This window comes from Sphingomonas panni, from assembly GCF_022664435.1.
Taxonomy (GTDB): domain Bacteria; phylum Pseudomonadota; class Alphaproteobacteria; order Sphingomonadales; family Sphingomonadaceae; genus Sphingomonas; species Sphingomonas panni.
On the sequence record NZ_JAKREU010000008.1, the window covers coordinates 39,423 to 54,874 of the forward strand.

The following is a 15,452-nucleotide window of genomic DNA, read 5'->3' on the forward strand; positions in this document are numbered from 1 at the left end:
CATAACTGCTCCTATCCGCTGGCGCACCGTGAGAAGCCCGCGCACCGGTCATGACAACCGATCGAGCTGTCGATCGATTGCCAGAACAGATGCTGACTTTCTAGCGATCGTCGCCGGGGTGTCGAGCCTCGATGAAGCGAGCCTGTACCTCAAGTCGCTCCCGGCCCAAGGCCTCGCAACCTTCGATCAGATGTTGAACGGAGTCACTGATCCGACCAAGCATGCTGGCGTAGTCCTCATCCAACGCATCGGCTTTCTCGGACGTTGGTGATACCGTCGAACGAGCCTCCCGGTGAGCGAGCCGGACGTCGGGAACGTGTTTCTCTTGGATGCGCTCGAACTCGATGCTGGCCTCGGGCAACACCATATTCTCGGGCATCGACCGGAACTGAGCGCTCAATGCGTTGAAGCGCGCTTCGGCTGCTCGCGCAGCCTCACTCATCGGCAACGTCGGGATACGCTTGGGCTTCTCACCCTCGGCGGTGGTTGAGCTCCTGAACTCGGCGCCGAAATTGCCTGTAATATAGGCCATTACGGCAACGGTGATCCCAACAAAGCACAAGGCGTCCCCAATAGGCCCCTGTATGGTGTCGACGATCCGGTAAAGCTGCTCGAACGGCAGCGACGAATTGCCCTCGGAAAGAGGTTCGCCATCGATCACGACACCGATCATCCACGACGCTGATCTAAGCACGATCACGAACACGAGGATGGTCAAGGCCATGCTTGGCCCGCTCGGTGCTGGTCTCGTGTTGTTGCTGTTCGGATCCATGACCAGATCCTCCTCAGAAACTGCCGTCACGACGGAATCGTCGCGCAGCGGCTTGGGCGGGGCCGTCGCTCTGACCGAGCGTCTTCATCCGGTCCGTTTCCAGCGTCGCGCCGAGATCGCTCGGCAGGTCGGCATAGTCAGCGGCTACCTTGAGGGCCGCAGCCGCGGTTGGGAGCTCGCCGTTGTCGGTGCCCAGCCATGCGACAATCTGGCTTTCGCCTTTGAGCGTCGGATGCGGCCGCGAGACCTGGACGAAGAACGTGCTCAGCGGACGATCCCATCCCACGGCCACCGTGGTGCCGGCGTGACCGGCGAAGGTATGACGGCTCATTGTCTAAGCTCCTTCTCTCAGGCGGCCAGCGTGTTCCACTCAGCGTGCCACGGGCGGGGATGCGGCGCAAAGCGAAGAGCGCCAGGCGTCGGGACTTGGCTGTCCACGCGATCGATCAGCCAGTCGATGTAGTGCAGGCCGATGGCAAGGTCCTCGTCCAGCAGCTCGTCGAGCATGGACGACTGGCGAACCTGTGCGTCAGTCATCACCGACCAGTCGAGGGCGTCGAGGAAGCGCTCTCGGCGCTCAATGAACCGAGCGATGTTTGCAACATCGGCTCGCGCGATGGCGAGGGCATCGTTGATCTGGATCATACGGAGCTCCTCAAGCGGCGATCAGGCTTGGTTCGGAGACGCTCGCCGGGGCGAGCCGAAGGCGCAGCTCGCGCGTCAGGCGCTCGGCAAATCGCGCGGGCCGCAGCAGATCGACCATGCTGGCATTCCGGTTGGTTTGATCCACACCGGGGGCGACGGCGCGATACGATACCTCGCGCCCCTCGAAGCGGCGCCCGACCCGCACCATGACGGCGACCTCGACCGCGGCGAGCAGGACATAACCGGATTCGGAAACCTCGCCTCGGGTCGAGGCGATGGTGTAACTCCCCTCAGCGAGCGCGAGCGCTGACGCGAGATCCTGCATCGCGGCCGTAGCGTCCTCGTGAAATCGTTCCTTGGCGGCCTGGTCGTATTCGACGCCGCGGATCGAAAGGGCCAGCAGCGCCGGGTAGCGCTTCAGCGACTGCAGTCGCTTGTCGCACGCATGACGGAGGACCGATCGCGGCGCGCGATTGGTCGACACGGTCGCCATGTGACGTGCGAGCAGCACCATCGCGGGATCCGTATTGGGGTCTACGCCCGCGTTGCGGCAATCATCCAGCGCCTTGGTCATCGCCTGGAGCGTTATCGCGATCGTGCTGAGCGCAGCGGGGTCCACCGCCTGTTGGTGGCGATAAGGCACATCGTAGAACATCGACGCCGTCTCCAATGAGTGTCGAGCGCGACATTTCACGCCCAAACGCTCACTCCCCCCTCTTCTCCCGCGCCTTCGGCTGCATCCGGGCCGTCAGCCCCTCAGGGCTGGGCGCATTGATAATCCTCGGAGAGTGCCCCGCTCGAAACCGCGAGCATGGGTTGGGCCACTGGAAAGATGTTGCCGCCTTTCGGAAACATCTTTCCAGCGCCAGCGAGCGCTATGCGATCACCTCGACACCGACGGACTTGAAGGTGCTCACCGTATCGCGAGCCTCGTAGCGGTTCGCGTCGACCAGCCCCTTCAGCTTCGGTCCGTCGTATTTGGCAAAGCCGAGATGATCGCATCCCGTGATGCGTTGCCCGACAACCCCGACCTTGCCGGTGGGGACCCAGTCGGCCCAGTCACCCCACGCGGCTTGAACACCGATCTCGCCGATTGCGGCCTCTAAAAGGGCAATCTTGCGGAGGACGTGACTGTCGCTCGGTTCGAGTACCTGCCCGGTGAAGCCGGTATAGTGCTTCGGCCGCCAGTGCCGTGCGGTTTGATGGGCGAGGTCGCGCTCGAGGTCGAACAACGGATCGCGCAACGCGGCGAACTCGGCCTCGAAGGCAAGGACTATCAGCGACCAGTCCACGTCCTCCTCATAGTAGATGCTGTCGAGGCGCAGCGCCTCGGGCATGGCCGCCTGGCGCTCGTCGGACAGAACGAAGCCGCCATGCGAGGCAGTGCTGACCGACCAGATGCCAGGCAGGCGCTGCTCGGCGGTCTGCGGGGCGTCCCATAGGGTATGAACAGGGGCCGGGGTCGAAGCAAAAGTGGGCATGATCGTCTCCTTGATCGATGCTCTCCCCCGCCCCCCTTCTCTCTATGCTCCGGTGGCTCCGCGCTCCTGACGCTTCATAGTCGTGAAGCCGCACCTGTGCACAGGTGCACTAACGCACATGTGTGGGCGCGCCTCTGCGCGCTTCGCAGGAGAGGCGCTCTCCGCGTCTCCATTTCGCTGGGTCGATGAAATACCCAGCATGTGCCCCGAGCCGCTGGCGCTCCGCCTTGTCATAGGCGGCGACATAGCGCTGGGCCCGCTCCGGGTCGCCTTTGAGATAACTTGTTACTGGCACCGCAAGCCCGGCTGCGATCATCGCTTCACCGAGGTCCCGTCCGGCGACTTCGATCGTGCCGATGGGGCGCCCGTAACTCTGTTTGCCCGTCAGCCGGATGGTCGAGGCGCCAGTCTTGAGGAGCTTCGAGGCATAGTCCTGCGCTGCCTTGCCGCAGGGCCAGCACCCCGACGTTGTCCTGCATAACTGACGCTTCTCGAAGGCGTCCGCGCCGAAGAGGCGGATGTCGATCGATACCGTGTCACCATCGATGGCGCGGCCGTCTGCCGAAAGGGTGGTGTTCTGGTCTGCGCGCGGCGCCGCGGCGCTGCAGGCTGTCGCGATCAGAGCAGCGGCGAGGATCAGGCGCATGCGCGCGCCGCGATGCTGTTGTCGCGCTCCGTCACTCGCCACGGCTGCAGTGGATCGTGACTGGCGACCACGATCACGTCGATGCCATGTTCCATCATTCGCCGCGCGACCCGGAGCGCGTTGCTCTGGCTGCATAGCGCGCGCCGCAGCGCGGAGAGAGCGGCTGTATCGTTCATAATAGGCTCCATCATGCCGTCATCGCAGGTGCCGGCGGTTTCGCGAAGATCGTGGCATGGACCTTTGTCTGGGGAACGACGATCCAGGGCAGATCACGGAAATTGCGGATGTGGTAGTGGCCGAAGCCATTTTCGCCGCGGAAGGTGATGCGGGCGCCACGCTTCACCACAACGAACTCGGCGCCGACGTGGTCGTCGCTGAAGGTCAGCGGTTGAGGCAGTCGAATCCGCATGCCGTCTTCAACGCGTCGTGCTCTTCTACGAAGGCGCGCCAGACAGCGCCTTCGCCAATTCAGCGCGTACTCGTTGTTCGTCGGGGGAAGCAGGCGCAGGATTTTTTCAGGGCAATCGTCCGAGTAGGGACCGGCATTCTCGCCCATGTCTTTATAGGCGAAGATGTAGCCGTCCTTCGCATTCGGCGTCCATCGGACCTCACAAATGAGCGCGGTGATGGAGGTGGCGACATCGTTTTCGAGGACTTCGACAGCGGCATACCAGACGCGGTTTCCGACGCATGCGCTGTCGATCACGCGCGCACCGCGCGTGCCGCCACCATCGGCGTCGTTGGTGTAGGTGAATTGTGCGTCCAGATACGCCTTGGGCGTGCTGTGGCGACCCATTCCGTCGCGCCTCATCGAAAGCCATCCCATGGCGGGTTCTCCTGTGAGAATGGGTCATGCTGCCAGCTTCGCCGGATGTACGGCCTCGGCCGAGAAGGTGCGAAGATATGCAAAGGCTTGCTCGGCCTTTGTGGCGGCAACGAAGATCACGCTCTTGTCCGACCGGAGCATACGCAACCAATCGCCAATGTAGCTTGCATGGCTATCGTGTATCTCGGATGGGAGACCAAGATCGCTACACACCATGGCTCCTGTTAGTTCGGCGGTATATCCTGACAGTCCAGCCCAAAATGGCGGTTGGAAGGTGAAAACCATCGGTTGCCTCCAGCACTGCCCAAAAGCCCCATGGCCTCCCCCGAGGCGGGGGTGGGCGGCGAGAGCGACCGGAGAGGCCTGCTGAAGCGGCGGGCTGCACCCGCAGGGGCGAAATGAAATGGAGCAGCCCGGCGAAGCCGAGGCTTGCAGCGCGCCGCGGCGGGCCTAGCAGGGAGCGCCGACCACTCCCGCATCGAGGGAGAGGCCAAAAAATCGGAGCCGCCGCGCAAGCGGCGTCCGCTTAATGGCGGGCGACAGCCCGCATCGACATGCATCGCGAAGCGGCCGATCGCGCGAGGGATCGGCCGCCATGGCAGTGGCGCTCGTGCGTTAAGTCAGCATGTAGCCGACGTCGGAGGCGCCGGTCGGATAGGCGAACATGGTGGAGCGAAGATCGGCCGCGGTGAGGCCGTGGCGGATTGCCAGACCGAAAACGTTGATTACCTCGTCGGCGTTCGGCCCCACGAGATGCGCGCCGAGGATGAGGTCCGTGTCCTCGTCGATCAGCAGCTTATGGCCGTAGACCGGCTCGGCGAGGCGGCGGGCGGTGAACCAGTCTGGCGTCGAGGCTGCGTTGACCCGGAGCGCGACGCCGCCGCGGCGCGCCGCCTCCTCTGACAGTCCGACGGCGGCGATCGGCGGCAGAGTGAAGGCCACGCTCGGCACGCCGCGATAGTCCGGCTGGTGCGTCGGGCCATCCAGGAGGTTGGCGGCAACTACCTTGGCATCGTGGCTGGACACCGGCGTCAGCCGCGGCCCGACTCCGGCAGCGTCGCCGGCGGCATAGACCCGCGGGTTGGAAATGCTCCGCAGATGCGCGTCGAGCTGCAGGCGCCCGTCCTGCACCGCCACCTCGCCGGCGGACAGGTCGAGCGCCTTGAGGTCAGGACCGCGCCCGGCGGCATGAACGACGAGATCGGCGGCGACGCTGAGATCAGGCTCGCCCTGGCGCTCGGCGTGGACCAGCAGACCGCTCCCGCTGCGCTCGACCCGGGTAACGGTGGCACCGGTCTCGACGCGGATGCCGAGCGCCTCGAACCGGGGCGTCAGCCAGCCCACCAGGTCGGGATCGAAGTGCGGCAGGAGCCGCTCGGCCCGCTGTAGGATGGTGACCTCTGCGCCCGCTCGGGCCGCCAGATGCGAGAACTCCGCAGCGACATAGCCGCCGCCGATCAGCACGATCCGGCGCGGCAGGGCCTGAAGCTCCAGGAACGCATCGCTTGTGCTCACCAGATCTTCGCCCGGAATGCCGAGCGGGACTGGACGCGCGCCGCTGGCGATCAGGATATGGCGGGCCCGCAATGTCCGGCCTTCCACCACGATCGTGTCTGGGCCGGCAAAGCGAGCAACACCGTGTAATGCGTCGACACCGAGCTCGGCGTAGCGGTGCGCCTGCTTGGCGGGGATCGGATCGGTGAAGGTCCGCTTGAACGCCATCAGGTCGGGCCAGTCGATCGCCAGCGTGCCGTCGACGCCATGTCTGGCCATGCGCCTTGCCGCGTCGATCGCTTCCTCGCCGCTGACCAGCATCCTCTTGGGATCGCAGCCACGCAGCGCACAGGTGCCGCCGAACGGACGGTGATCGATGACGGCGACGGACCATCCAGCGGCACGGACCCGGCCGACCGCGACCTGCGCTGCCGTGCCACTGCCGATGACGATCAGGTCGTAGGAAGCCATGGTCGCATCTCCATCCGCATCGGCGCAAAAATCGCGCGCCCAACCTCGAGCGCTTCGGCCAGGCACAGACGAATGCCGTCATCGGCTCCGACCGGACCGCTCGCGCACCAGGCCGCCAGATGATCGTCATCGCAGAAGAAGGCCTGCAAGGTGCAGAGCGACGATGCCGCGCAGCCACTGGCATAGCGACGGCCGGACCAGACGACGATCGCGCCCGGCTCAACCTCTTCCAGCTCGCGGCCGCGGCTGGGGGTATGGATGGCGAGCGTGCGCCGGCACTGGCGGCAGGCCGAGCGGATCATGCAGTCCCGCTCCAGCATGGCGCCGATCCCCAACGCGTCGATGGCGCACATGGCGCTCATGGTCACTCCGCTGACTTCGACTTGATGTTCGCTGGGGCCGTCGGTGAACGGATAGGCGCCGGTCACCCGGCCCGCGCCGTCGAGGACCACGAGATCGCGCCCGGCGAGCCGCTGCAGGGCCGAGCCGACCTCGCCGGAGGGGAGTCCCGATGCGGCGGCGATCTGTGCCGGCACCGGCGAGCGACCATCGGCAGCATAGGCTTGAAGCACGGCGCGCCGGACCCGCTCCTCGACGCCGTCCATCCCGCGCCACTTCGAACCGATGAACGCCGCGAACAGTGCCGTCAGGGCTGCGCGGGCGCTGGGTGTTGTGACTGCGCTCCAGTCCGGGACAACGGCACCGCCGGGAAATGTAACCGTCGATCCAAAGGCGGCTTCAGCGGATGATGCGCGCGCCATCGCCCGCCCTCCTCAGCCGCAGCACGCCTTGCCGCCGCTCTCCTGGATCGGCGGACAGGGCACGTCGCCGTAGGAGCAATAGACGCAGCAATCGCCCGGCTTGGGCTTGAGGACCGCGCCGCAACCCCGGCAGTCGTAGAAATACTGGCAGGCATTGGTCGGCATGGTCTCCGTCGCCCGATGACCGCAGTGGGGACAGGTCAGCGTCGAGCGCAGCTCGGGGGTGGCATCAGACATAGCGATAGCCTGCCCAGAGCAGGGCCGCACCGAGCAGCAATCCGATGAGCGTGAGAACACGCATCCAGCGCGGCGTGCATATGCCGCCCGGCCCACAGCGCGCCGCCGTAACTTGCTGGCGCAACAGCAGCGCCGCGCCGGCAAGCAGGCACAATGCGCCAATGAGGAGAAGCGGCGTGCGATACGGCGCGGCGACAATGGCCACGCCGCCGAGCCAAGCTGCGCCGATCCCGGCGGATGCGAAGAGGATCGGCAGCGCACAGCAGGCGGCGACGCCGAACGCCGCAGCGATCCCCGCCAGCGTGAGCGTGGCGGTGCCGATCCCCTTAGGCGGGCTTGGCGTCTGGGTCACGGGCGACTCCTTGTGGCGGGCATTGAGCTGTCCTAACATCTGTAGCGACTACAGACTCAAGAGGTATTTTGGGGATGGCCGCAACCGGCGCGATCCAGATCGGCGAACTCTCACGCCGCACCGGATGCAACATCGAGACGATCCGCTATTACGAGCGGATCGGGCTGCTGCCCGCTCCGCCGCGGCGGGGCCGCTACCGCAGCTATGGCCGGGAGGACGTGGCTCGCCTGGGCTTCGTGCGCCGCGCGAGGGAGCTGGGCTTTACCCTGGACGAGGTACGCGCCTTGCTCGGACTCGCGGTTGGCGGTCAGGCCTCCTGCGCCGAGGTGCGCGAGCTCGCGGCGTCGCACCTGAAGGACGTACGCGCGCGGATCGCGGACCTCAAGCGGATGGAACGGGTTCTGGCCGACTCGGTGCGCGCCTGCGATGCCGGTCGGGATCCGGGCTGTCCGCTGCTCGACACACTTGGCGCCGAAGTGCGGGTCGCGTGAGCATTACGGCTGTCGGGCGTGCATCCAGTCGGCTGCCGCCTGCGCCTTGCTCGCCGCGGTGAAGATCGCCCGAGGCTCGTCCTTGAGCAGTTGCAGCCAGGAGGCGATGTAGGCCGCATGATCGGGTCGCGGTTCGTGCGCGATCCCAAGATCGGCGAGCAGGAACGATGCGGTCAGTTCGGCGGTCGCTTCCTCCATGGCGAGCGCGTGCCTGGTCCACTTGGCGCTGAAATCCCGGTCAAGCCGATGGGCTGCGCCACTGGCATGAGCCGCTTCGTGAATGTGGGTGGCGTAGAAGCCGTGGGCATCGTGGAAGGCGCTGAAATCCGGCATGTGAATGCGGTCTTCGGCGATATGATAATAGGCGCTGGCCGAGCCGTAGACAGTATCGATGCCGAGCGCGGCGATGAAGGCTTCGGCGGCGGCGAGGCGTTCGCTCTCAGGCAGGTCCGGCGCCGGTTCGGGCGCGTAGCCATCGACCTGATCGGCGTTGAACAGGCTGAACGCCTTGGCGAAAAGCCGTCGATGGTCGTCATCGCCGCCGGCGTCGTCACCCTTCGCGCGAAACTCCTTCCAGAGGACGCCGAGGCTGGCGTGCTCGCCCTTGCGGACCTGCGCGCCGAGCGCCTGCCACTGGCGATAGGTGCCCCAGACCCCGCTCGCGTAGCCGCTGCCATAGGCGGCCGCCCAGAGCGAGATCGTATTTATGCCGCGATAGGGCTTGCCGCTGGCGACGTTGGTCGGGCGGGTGACGTCGGCGCCAAAATGATGCCACGGCATGCGCCAGGTGCCGGTGCCGGCTTCGATGGCGTCGACGATCGCTTGCGTGACGCGAGCGTAGACGTCTGAGCGTGGTGAGGCTGACATGATATGTTCTCCGTTCTCGCGCCGGGGACCATCCCCGGCGGCGGAGGCCCGTTCGCGCCGGGCACAGGGGGGCTCGCGCACCCGTCAGGGCCGCAGCGAAGCGAAGGACGGCGAAGCCGTTGCGCGGGCGCGCCGACCGGCGCAGGACTCCGCCAACAGCCGGGGTGGTCTACGGCGCGGGAGGGTCGATCCCGGCAATCACCGCGGTCAGGCGATCAAGCTCGCGCTGGAGCGCCTGACGCTGGAGGTCGGAGATGCGCCGTTCGCGTAAGTGCGCCCGGGCATCGGCCGCCGCACGTTCCCAGGCCGGTCTGTGGCGGGCGGTGATGCAGGCGTTGGGGCAGCGGGTCGGTTCGCACAGGGCGGTAAGCGGCTGCGCGGGATCGGGGGTCGTCACGCGCTTGAGGCAGAGCGCGGTCGCGGGATCGAAGAAGCAATCCGCGAGCGGGCCGACATGGAAGGTGCGCGCGACGCTGGCGAGCATGACGCGCAGGCGGGCCCGATCGGCGATCATGGCGGGCAGTGGCCCGAGCTTAACGGCGGCATCGTCGAGGGTCCGCGCGATGCGTGGTCCCGCCGGTCCGCCGAGTGATGCGCCGCCCTGCCGCCGGTCGAAATAGTCCAGCAGATCGTCAATCTGACCGAGCCGGCGCTGCGCCTCGACCTCTGCGCGAAACCCCGATCCACTGGTCCCGGCATAGCCCTCGAAAGCGGCGACCGAGGCATGCTTGTACTGGATCATGCCGGCGATGGTGCCGAACGGACGGTTGGCGATGTGCCACGCGATGGTGCGCCGGAACTGCCGCGTCGTGATGCGCCACGGCTTGCCATCGGGGCCGGGTGGGATGACCGGCGCATCGGGGCTGCCGAAGACGGTGTTGAGGTGGTCGCGGAAGGCGTTGAGCTGGCGGACCACCTCGCTCGACAGATGCGTCTTGGTGACAGCGCGGGGACGAAGCACCGGCCAGAGCGTGTCGCTTCCAGTCTTCCGTGCCGCGTGTTCCGACAGCCGTTCGAGCACCGTGATCGCCTCGGCCACCGGTTCGATCGTCACCCAGCTCGCCGACTCACCGGCGCTCGATCGGCGCTTGTAGAGGGTCGATCGGACGCGTTGCCGCTCGATCAGGCCGTCTTCGCTGCGCGCGATCGAGAGGCAGCCGCGCCGCATCGCCTGGACCTCGCAGTCGCGCATGCCGGTCAGATAGGCGCATACGATATAGGCGGCGGCCTGCAGCATCCGCTCCTCGATCGCTAGGGTCTTCACGTCGAAGCGGGCACGCCATGGCCGACCGCTCTCGGGAGCGATCGAGATCGGCGTGTCCATGCCGCCGACCTCGGTACCAAGCGATGCAACCGCTTCGCGAATGACATCCGGTGCGCCGGTAGTGAGCATGAGATGCATGGCCGGCTCGGCGACGGCATCGATGCCGGCATGCAAATGGAGGAGATGGGCGTTGATCGGCGGGGTTGCATCCCCGGTGAGGGGATCGATGCGCGTGGCGCCGTTGTGTGCCGTCGTCCAGATGGGCACGCCGCGTCCTTGCCGGGCTCGGCGCGCGAGATAGCGCTCGAGGCGCGCGCGCTGCCGCAGGCGGCGCTCTGCATCAGGCAGTCCGCGTTCGGCGGCGAGCAGCCGAGCGCGGACTGCCTCGAGCCGATCGAGCGCGACCCGAGCCGCCAGAATATCGGTCGCGAAGGTCGTGACATAGCGCAGCGACCAGGCGAGCAGCGGCGTGACAATCTCCTCCGGCATGCGTGGGGTGCGGTTCTCGCGCACATGCCGATATCCGGCGACGCGCGCAGCCGCTTGCCCGGCCCACGGCTCGAACCCGAGACCGCCTCCAGGCAGGTGATCCCGGAGATGGTAGAGATCGGTGACCACCTGCAAGAGCTGGCCGACGATGACGGGGCGCCGCGCTGAATCATCCCGCAGGTGGCGCGCATAAGCGTCGATCAGCGCCTGATCGATGCGGCCCAGGTCGAGCCGCCCAAGCCGCTCGCGCGCGAAGGCGAAGAACCGGCGAGCCCGGTTGAATGCCTGTCGGATGCTGGCGGGCGGCAGCTTCGGGTGGTAGCCGGGAAGACCGACGTTGAGGCGGGCGTAGAGATAGGCGCGCATTGCCGCCTGCACATCGGCATGTTCGAGCACGTCGAAATGCACGGTGACGTGGCAGCGCCGAGCGTTCTCGCGGAAGACGGCGGGACCGAGATCCCAGGTCGGGTCGCCGACGTGCGACAGCTCCTCGCGGGCATGGCCCGCCTTGAGCGGCGCGCTCGCCAGCACAGGGCGATCGTCGAACGCGGGCACGAGGGCATGGACGGGCGTGGTCATGCGCGTGCCTCCGGCGGCAGATAGAGCCGTTCGCTCCCCATCTGCCGGCGCGCTTCGGCGATAACGGCATCGGAGAAGACCGGCAGGACCTGGACCGTGATCCGGGTGTGGACGCGGCCGAACTTGGCGGCCCAGTCGCTCGCCGGCAGGCTGCATCGCTGCTCTTCGACGAACGCGAGAAAGGCGAGGATCGCGGGGAGCTTGCGCGCGGTGATGACGGCGTTGGGACAATCGAGGCAGCCCCAGAAGGGCTGCGCGCAGGGCGAACCGGGCTCGGCGAAAGGACTGCTATGGAAGCCCGCGCAGGCGGCGAGCCAGACATCCTGTTCGCCGTCGAGCACCGGACCCACCGTATCAGCCGACATCAGCGACGCGACCTGTTCGGGCGCTTCGCGCAGCGCCTGCTCGGCGGTGGGTGGAAGCACGGTCGGCATCGCCGCAGCGACCGCTGCGCGGAAGGCATCGGCGACGGCCGCCTCGTGCAACGGCCGGAGCGACGGCAGATCGGCATAGTGGCGCGCCGCAACCTCGCGGGTGTGACCGACCGCGAAGCGGGCCATATGCCCCTCGGTCTTGGTGTACCATAACGCCTTGTGGGTCTTGCGCAGCCGGGAAAGCAGCAGATGGAGCGGCTTCCCATCATCGCCGGCGATACCATGGCGACGAGCCCAGGCGGCGAGTTGGAACTTGGGATCGACGATGCCGGCGCGAAGGCCGCCAACGTTGTGATAGAGCCAGAGGCAATCGTCGGTCAGATGCTCGCGTGCGACGGCGGTGACGTCGATCAGGCGACGCATGAGGCCGCCGGGTGTGCCGCTACCACCATCGCGGACCCGCATGCTCTTGTGCTCGGCACCGCGGGCGCGGCGCTTCAGATAGCGCAGCTCCACCGTGCCGGCATGCGGGTTGGTGAGACAATCCACGGTCAGCGTCTTCAGGCACTCCGGCTCGAGGCCGGTATCGAGCGTGAGCAGCACGAGCAGCGCCGGCAGATCGCGCGCGAGCAGATGATGGCGGCCATGCAGGTCGTCGATGAGCGTGCTGATCGGCAATCCGCGCCGCATGCGCATGAAATAGAGGCGCTTCAGCGCGGGCTGGTCTGCGACGATAAAGCCCTGCCGCGCGATGATCGCTTCGACATCGGCGCGCGCCCTGGCGACGACAGGGTCGCCCTCATCAGTGCGGTCGTCGGCGCCGAGGCGGCGAAGCATCGCTTCGATATCGGCCCTCGCGGCGTCGCGCAGCGCGCGGGCGACGAAGGGGCTATAGGCATCGCGCGGGGTCGAGCGGCCCGCCGAAGTGGCCAGCGTGTAGCGCAGCCGCTCATGCAGGTCGGGCGCGATCCGATCGGGCCGGTCTGCCTCGATCGCGCGCAGCGTGTTGATGACCTTGCCGACCGTTATGTGCCGGTGGATCGCGCCCATCCCACGCCGTTCGAGCGCGGACGCAAAGCCATCGATATGGACTGCGCGCAGGTCGTTGACGCCGGTCACCTCCGGCGCATCATCGCCAAGCCAGGCGAAGAAGTGGCGATAGACCTGAACATACTGCTTGATGACGCTGGCCGCACCGATGGGGCCGCCGAGCGCCGCCGATCGACGCAGCGCACCGGCGAAAGCGATGGCGAGTGGGCGAGGATCGAGCCCGGTCATATCGACTAGGACCGTTCCGCCATGCCGCGCCTCGATGGTGAACTTGAGGCCGAGCACAGGATCGGGCTGCGATCGCTCCGGCGTGATCGGCGCAAAGGCGACAGGCCGGCCCTTGCGGGGACGCCCGCTCATACGCCTTGCGGCCCCGGCAGTAACGCCAGCAGCTCCTCGACGGCCGCGTCCACCGTATCGGCGCGGGTCGCGATATGGTCGAGGTAGATATAGGTGGTGGTGAGGCTGGCGTGGCCAAGCAGGCGTTGCACCTGTTGCAGCGGGTCGCCCAGGATCAGCCGATAGCTCTCCACCGGCCCCACCGGCAATGCCGCTTCGCGCAGCCGCTGCTGGATCAGCAAGGCGAGCATATGGACTGCGAAGGCGTGGCGAAGCTGGTGCGGGCTGATCGACAGCGGGAAGCCGTTCTGTGCGCACCGCTTGCAGGCGCGGGTGAAGATCACCTCCCACGAGTTGGGGCGGACAGGCTGGCCGACCTCGGTCAGCCATAGCGCCGCCGGCTCGCGGGGCGTTCCATCCTCGTCGCACAGGATCAGGCGGCATCGTTCCTCCGGGGTGCAGATATCGCGCATGCGGTCGAGACCGGCGCGGGTGACAGGGATCGGTCGGTCGAAGCTGGCCGCACCGTCGCGCGCGGCGAACTTGGCCACGCCCGCGGCGCGCTCGACCGCGACATAGGCGGCGATCTGACGAAGCAGCCGGCGTGGGACCAGAACGCTGCGTCCGCGGTCGCCCTTGGTGAGCGGCGGCGGAAGGGGCAACCAAAGTTGTTGGACGTCACCGTCCTCGCGGTCGATCGCCGCGAGCTCGACGGTGAGCAAGCCCGACGCCTCTTCGAGGCGCAGGCCGGTGGTGACGAGAAGATCCGCGAACAGCGCGTTGCGCAGCCCATTACGGTCGCGAGCGCCGGGGCGCTCCGTGCCGTCAGGGGTGAGCCCGCGCAGGCCGACCTCGCGGAAAATGCGGTAGTCGTCCATCGTGACGAACCGGACATCCGATCGCCTGGCGACACGTTCATAGGCATCGTTGCGCGCCGCGATCATGCCGCGACGGCCACCTTGCGCCGGTCGCCACACGGCGCGGCGGCTGAACGGCGCGTCGGCGATCAACCCTTGCTGCTCGCCCCAACGGTAAAGGCGATCGAGGCTGGCGACGGCGCGGTTCCAGCTTGCCGCCGTTATCCGGTGATCGGCATCGTCGCGGCGTCGCTCACGATGATAGGCGTCGACATCGTCGCGGGTCGCAGCCCACACGGTCTTGCCGCAGGCATCGAGAAAACGAAGCCAGACTACGACATCATAGGCGTAGGCGCGAAGCGAGTGCCGCGAGCGGACGCCCGACAGCGGCAGGTCGAGAAAGAAGCGATCCAGATCGGGATCGTAGAGCGCGTCGTCGCGCTGGATCAGCGGCACATGCGCATCGAGGCCCCTGGCCTCGCGACGCTCGCAAACAGTAATGATCGACACCGGCGCGAAGCCCTCCCCCCGGACCCCCCACCCGGAAGCTGACCTTCACACCGATGCGCGCTATGGCCCGGCAGCTATCAGGCTGGCCTCCGCCAGCTCTTGGGTCAGCGCTACGGCCAGCCTGATTACTGCCTACCGTGGGCGTCCATCGCCGACCTTACTGCAATGTTGCGGACGGCGCAGACTGTCCAGATAATGCAACCAGCTCTTCGAGCGCGTAAGCCTTGTCACCAAATTTCTTCCCGAATGTTCGATCCAAGCGAGACTGATGCCCGGTCCAGTGAGCGTGCTCATGTGCGAGGATAGAGGCATGAGCGTCGGCGGACCTGAAGCTGCCGGCGTGCGGCATCTGGATGAAGTCGAAAGTCGGGCTGAAGAAGGCTCGGTCGCCGCCCCGACGCACTCGCGACGGTATCGCCGAGAAGAAGGCGTCGATGCGATCCTGTCGCGCCGACAACAGCGCAGGGGTCGGTGGGACCGGCCGGGCATAGAAGTAGCTCGGGAGGCCCTCGATCTCGTCGGCATTGAAGACGGTGTACGAGCGCAGGAATCGGATCAGCTTGTCGGCCGACAGGCCGAGCAGGTTCGGTTGCGCCTTCTTGCGGAAGGTGGAGCTGTAAACAGAGAACGATGGCTGCGCCTCACGGCGGACCAGTCCGCCAAGCTCCTCGGCCTGACGCGCCGTCATCCAGTAGCGGCTTTTGAAGCCGAGGAAGTCGGCCATCGCCCATAGCCAGATCGAGTTGATTCCGAGGTACGGAGTCCCTTCGTGGCGCAGCGGGCGCCCACCTTCTCCGGTCACCGACCACGGACGCTGCCATGGAACGGTGCCGGCCTCGAGCTTGGCGATGATGGTGTCGGTAATTGCGGCCGCGATGTCGCGAGTGCCTGCGGGCATGGCACGGCTCCTCGAATGGACGTGAAAAGAAGCTGCCGACGCTGCGGTG

19 protein-coding genes are annotated in these 15,452 nt (G+C 66.8%); 1 reads left to right on the top strand and 18 read right to left on the bottom strand.

Going from position 1 to position 15,452, the window contains the following annotated elements; all coding sequences use genetic code 11:
- Positions 1-100 precede the first annotated feature (100 nt).
- From MF609_RS15165 to MF609_RS15225, 13 genes are all read right to left on the bottom strand, one after another.
- A complete protein-coding gene (locus MF609_RS15165) occupies positions 101-772 on the bottom strand; it encodes a hypothetical protein (RefSeq protein ID WP_066773373.1) in 672 nt (223 codons plus the stop codon).
- 13 nt (positions 773-785) lie between these two features.
- Positions 786-1,103 (bottom strand): hypothetical protein, encoded by a 318-nt coding sequence (locus MF609_RS15170; protein ID WP_066773370.1) that lies wholly within the window; start codon positions 1,101-1,103, stop codon positions 786-788.
- A gap of 17 nt (positions 1,104-1,120) precedes the next feature.
- Positions 1,121-1,417 (bottom strand): hypothetical protein, encoded by a 297-nt coding sequence (locus MF609_RS15175; RefSeq protein ID WP_242417097.1) that lies wholly within the window; start codon positions 1,415-1,417, stop codon positions 1,121-1,123.
- A 10-nt stretch (positions 1,418-1,427) separates the two neighbouring features.
- Complete coding sequence (locus MF609_RS15180) at positions 1,428-2,072, bottom strand: hypothetical protein (protein ID WP_242417098.1); 645 nt, start codon at positions 2,070-2,072, stop codon at positions 1,428-1,430.
- A gap of 220 nt (positions 2,073-2,292) precedes the next feature.
- Entirely contained in the window at positions 2,293-2,898 is a 606-nt protein-coding gene (locus MF609_RS15185) for a DUF7007 domain-containing protein (protein ID WP_066773363.1), read from the bottom strand.
- Positions 2,899-3,007: 109 nt separating this feature from the next.
- A complete protein-coding gene (locus MF609_RS15190) occupies positions 3,008-3,544 on the bottom strand; it encodes a thermonuclease family protein (protein ID WP_066773360.1) in 537 nt (178 codons plus the stop codon).
- Entirely contained in the window at positions 3,535-3,720 is a 186-nt protein-coding gene (locus tag MF609_RS15195; protein ID WP_231728699.1) for a hypothetical protein, read from the bottom strand. The genes MF609_RS15190 and MF609_RS15195 overlap by 10 nt, the downstream gene beginning before the upstream one ends.
- Before the next feature lie 11 nt (positions 3,721-3,731).
- On the bottom strand, positions 3,732-4,370 hold the full coding sequence (locus MF609_RS15200) for a DUF6927 domain-containing protein (protein ID WP_066773346.1): 639 nt from the start codon (positions 4,368-4,370) through the stop codon (positions 3,732-3,734).
- A gap of 24 nt (positions 4,371-4,394) precedes the next feature.
- Positions 4,395-4,655, bottom strand: a complete 261-nt coding sequence (locus MF609_RS15205; RefSeq protein WP_242417099.1) for a zincin-like metallopeptidase domain-containing protein — start codon at positions 4,653-4,655, stop codon at positions 4,395-4,397.
- 330 nt (positions 4,656-4,985) lie between these two features.
- Entirely contained in the window at positions 4,986-6,335 is a 1,350-nt protein-coding gene (locus MF609_RS15210; RefSeq protein WP_016744716.1) for a dihydrolipoyl dehydrogenase family protein, read from the bottom strand.
- The gene (locus tag MF609_RS15215) at positions 6,317-7,096 is read right to left on the bottom strand and encodes an organomercurial lyase (RefSeq protein ID WP_021224338.1); all 780 of its coding nucleotides are present in this window, start codon (positions 7,094-7,096) and stop codon (positions 6,317-6,319) included. The genes MF609_RS15210 and MF609_RS15215 overlap by 19 nt, the downstream gene beginning before the upstream one ends.
- 12 nt (positions 7,097-7,108) lie before the next feature.
- Positions 7,109-7,333 (bottom strand): GDCCVxC domain-containing (seleno)protein, encoded by a 225-nt coding sequence (locus tag MF609_RS15220; RefSeq protein WP_021224337.1) that lies wholly within the window; start codon positions 7,331-7,333, stop codon positions 7,109-7,111.
- Complete coding sequence (locus MF609_RS15225) at positions 7,326-7,685, bottom strand: hypothetical protein (protein WP_021224336.1); 360 nt, start codon at positions 7,683-7,685, stop codon at positions 7,326-7,328. Before MF609_RS15225 ends, MF609_RS15220 begins: the two co-directional genes overlap by 8 nt.
- 74 nt (positions 7,686-7,759) lie before the next feature.
- Here MF609_RS15225 and MF609_RS15230 point away from each other — a divergent pair, with 74 nt between their 5' ends.
- Positions 7,760-8,176, top strand: a complete 417-nt coding sequence (locus tag MF609_RS15230; protein WP_016744720.1) for a MerR family transcriptional regulator — start codon at positions 7,760-7,762, stop codon at positions 8,174-8,176.
- Between the two features lie 3 nt (positions 8,177-8,179).
- Here the strand turns inward: MF609_RS15230 and MF609_RS15235 are convergent, their stop codons facing one another.
- From MF609_RS15235 to MF609_RS15255, 5 genes are all read right to left on the bottom strand, one after another.
- Positions 8,180-9,043: an ArdC family protein gene (locus MF609_RS15235; protein ID WP_030538909.1), complete on the bottom strand. Its 864-nt coding sequence runs from the start codon at positions 9,041-9,043 to the stop codon at positions 8,180-8,182.
- A gap of 169 nt (positions 9,044-9,212) precedes the next feature.
- A complete protein-coding gene (locus MF609_RS15240) occupies positions 9,213-11,375 on the bottom strand; it encodes a hypothetical protein (protein ID WP_021224413.1) in 2,163 nt (720 codons plus the stop codon).
- Positions 11,372-13,159 carry a hypothetical protein gene (locus tag MF609_RS15245; RefSeq protein WP_021224414.1) on the bottom strand — a complete coding sequence of 596 codons (1,788 nt, stop codon included), beginning with the start codon at positions 13,157-13,159 and terminating at the stop codon, positions 11,372-11,374. The genes MF609_RS15240 and MF609_RS15245 overlap by 4 nt, the downstream gene beginning before the upstream one ends.
- Positions 13,156-14,505: a tyrosine-type recombinase/integrase gene (locus MF609_RS15250; RefSeq protein WP_021224415.1), complete on the bottom strand. Its 1,350-nt coding sequence runs from the start codon at positions 14,503-14,505 to the stop codon at positions 13,156-13,158. Before MF609_RS15250 ends, MF609_RS15245 begins: the two co-directional genes overlap by 4 nt.
- A gap of 157 nt (positions 14,506-14,662) precedes the next feature.
- A complete protein-coding gene (locus MF609_RS15255; RefSeq protein ID WP_242417100.1) occupies positions 14,663-15,403 on the bottom strand; it encodes an ArdC family protein in 741 nt (246 codons plus the stop codon).
- Positions 15,404-15,452 lie beyond the last annotated feature (49 nt).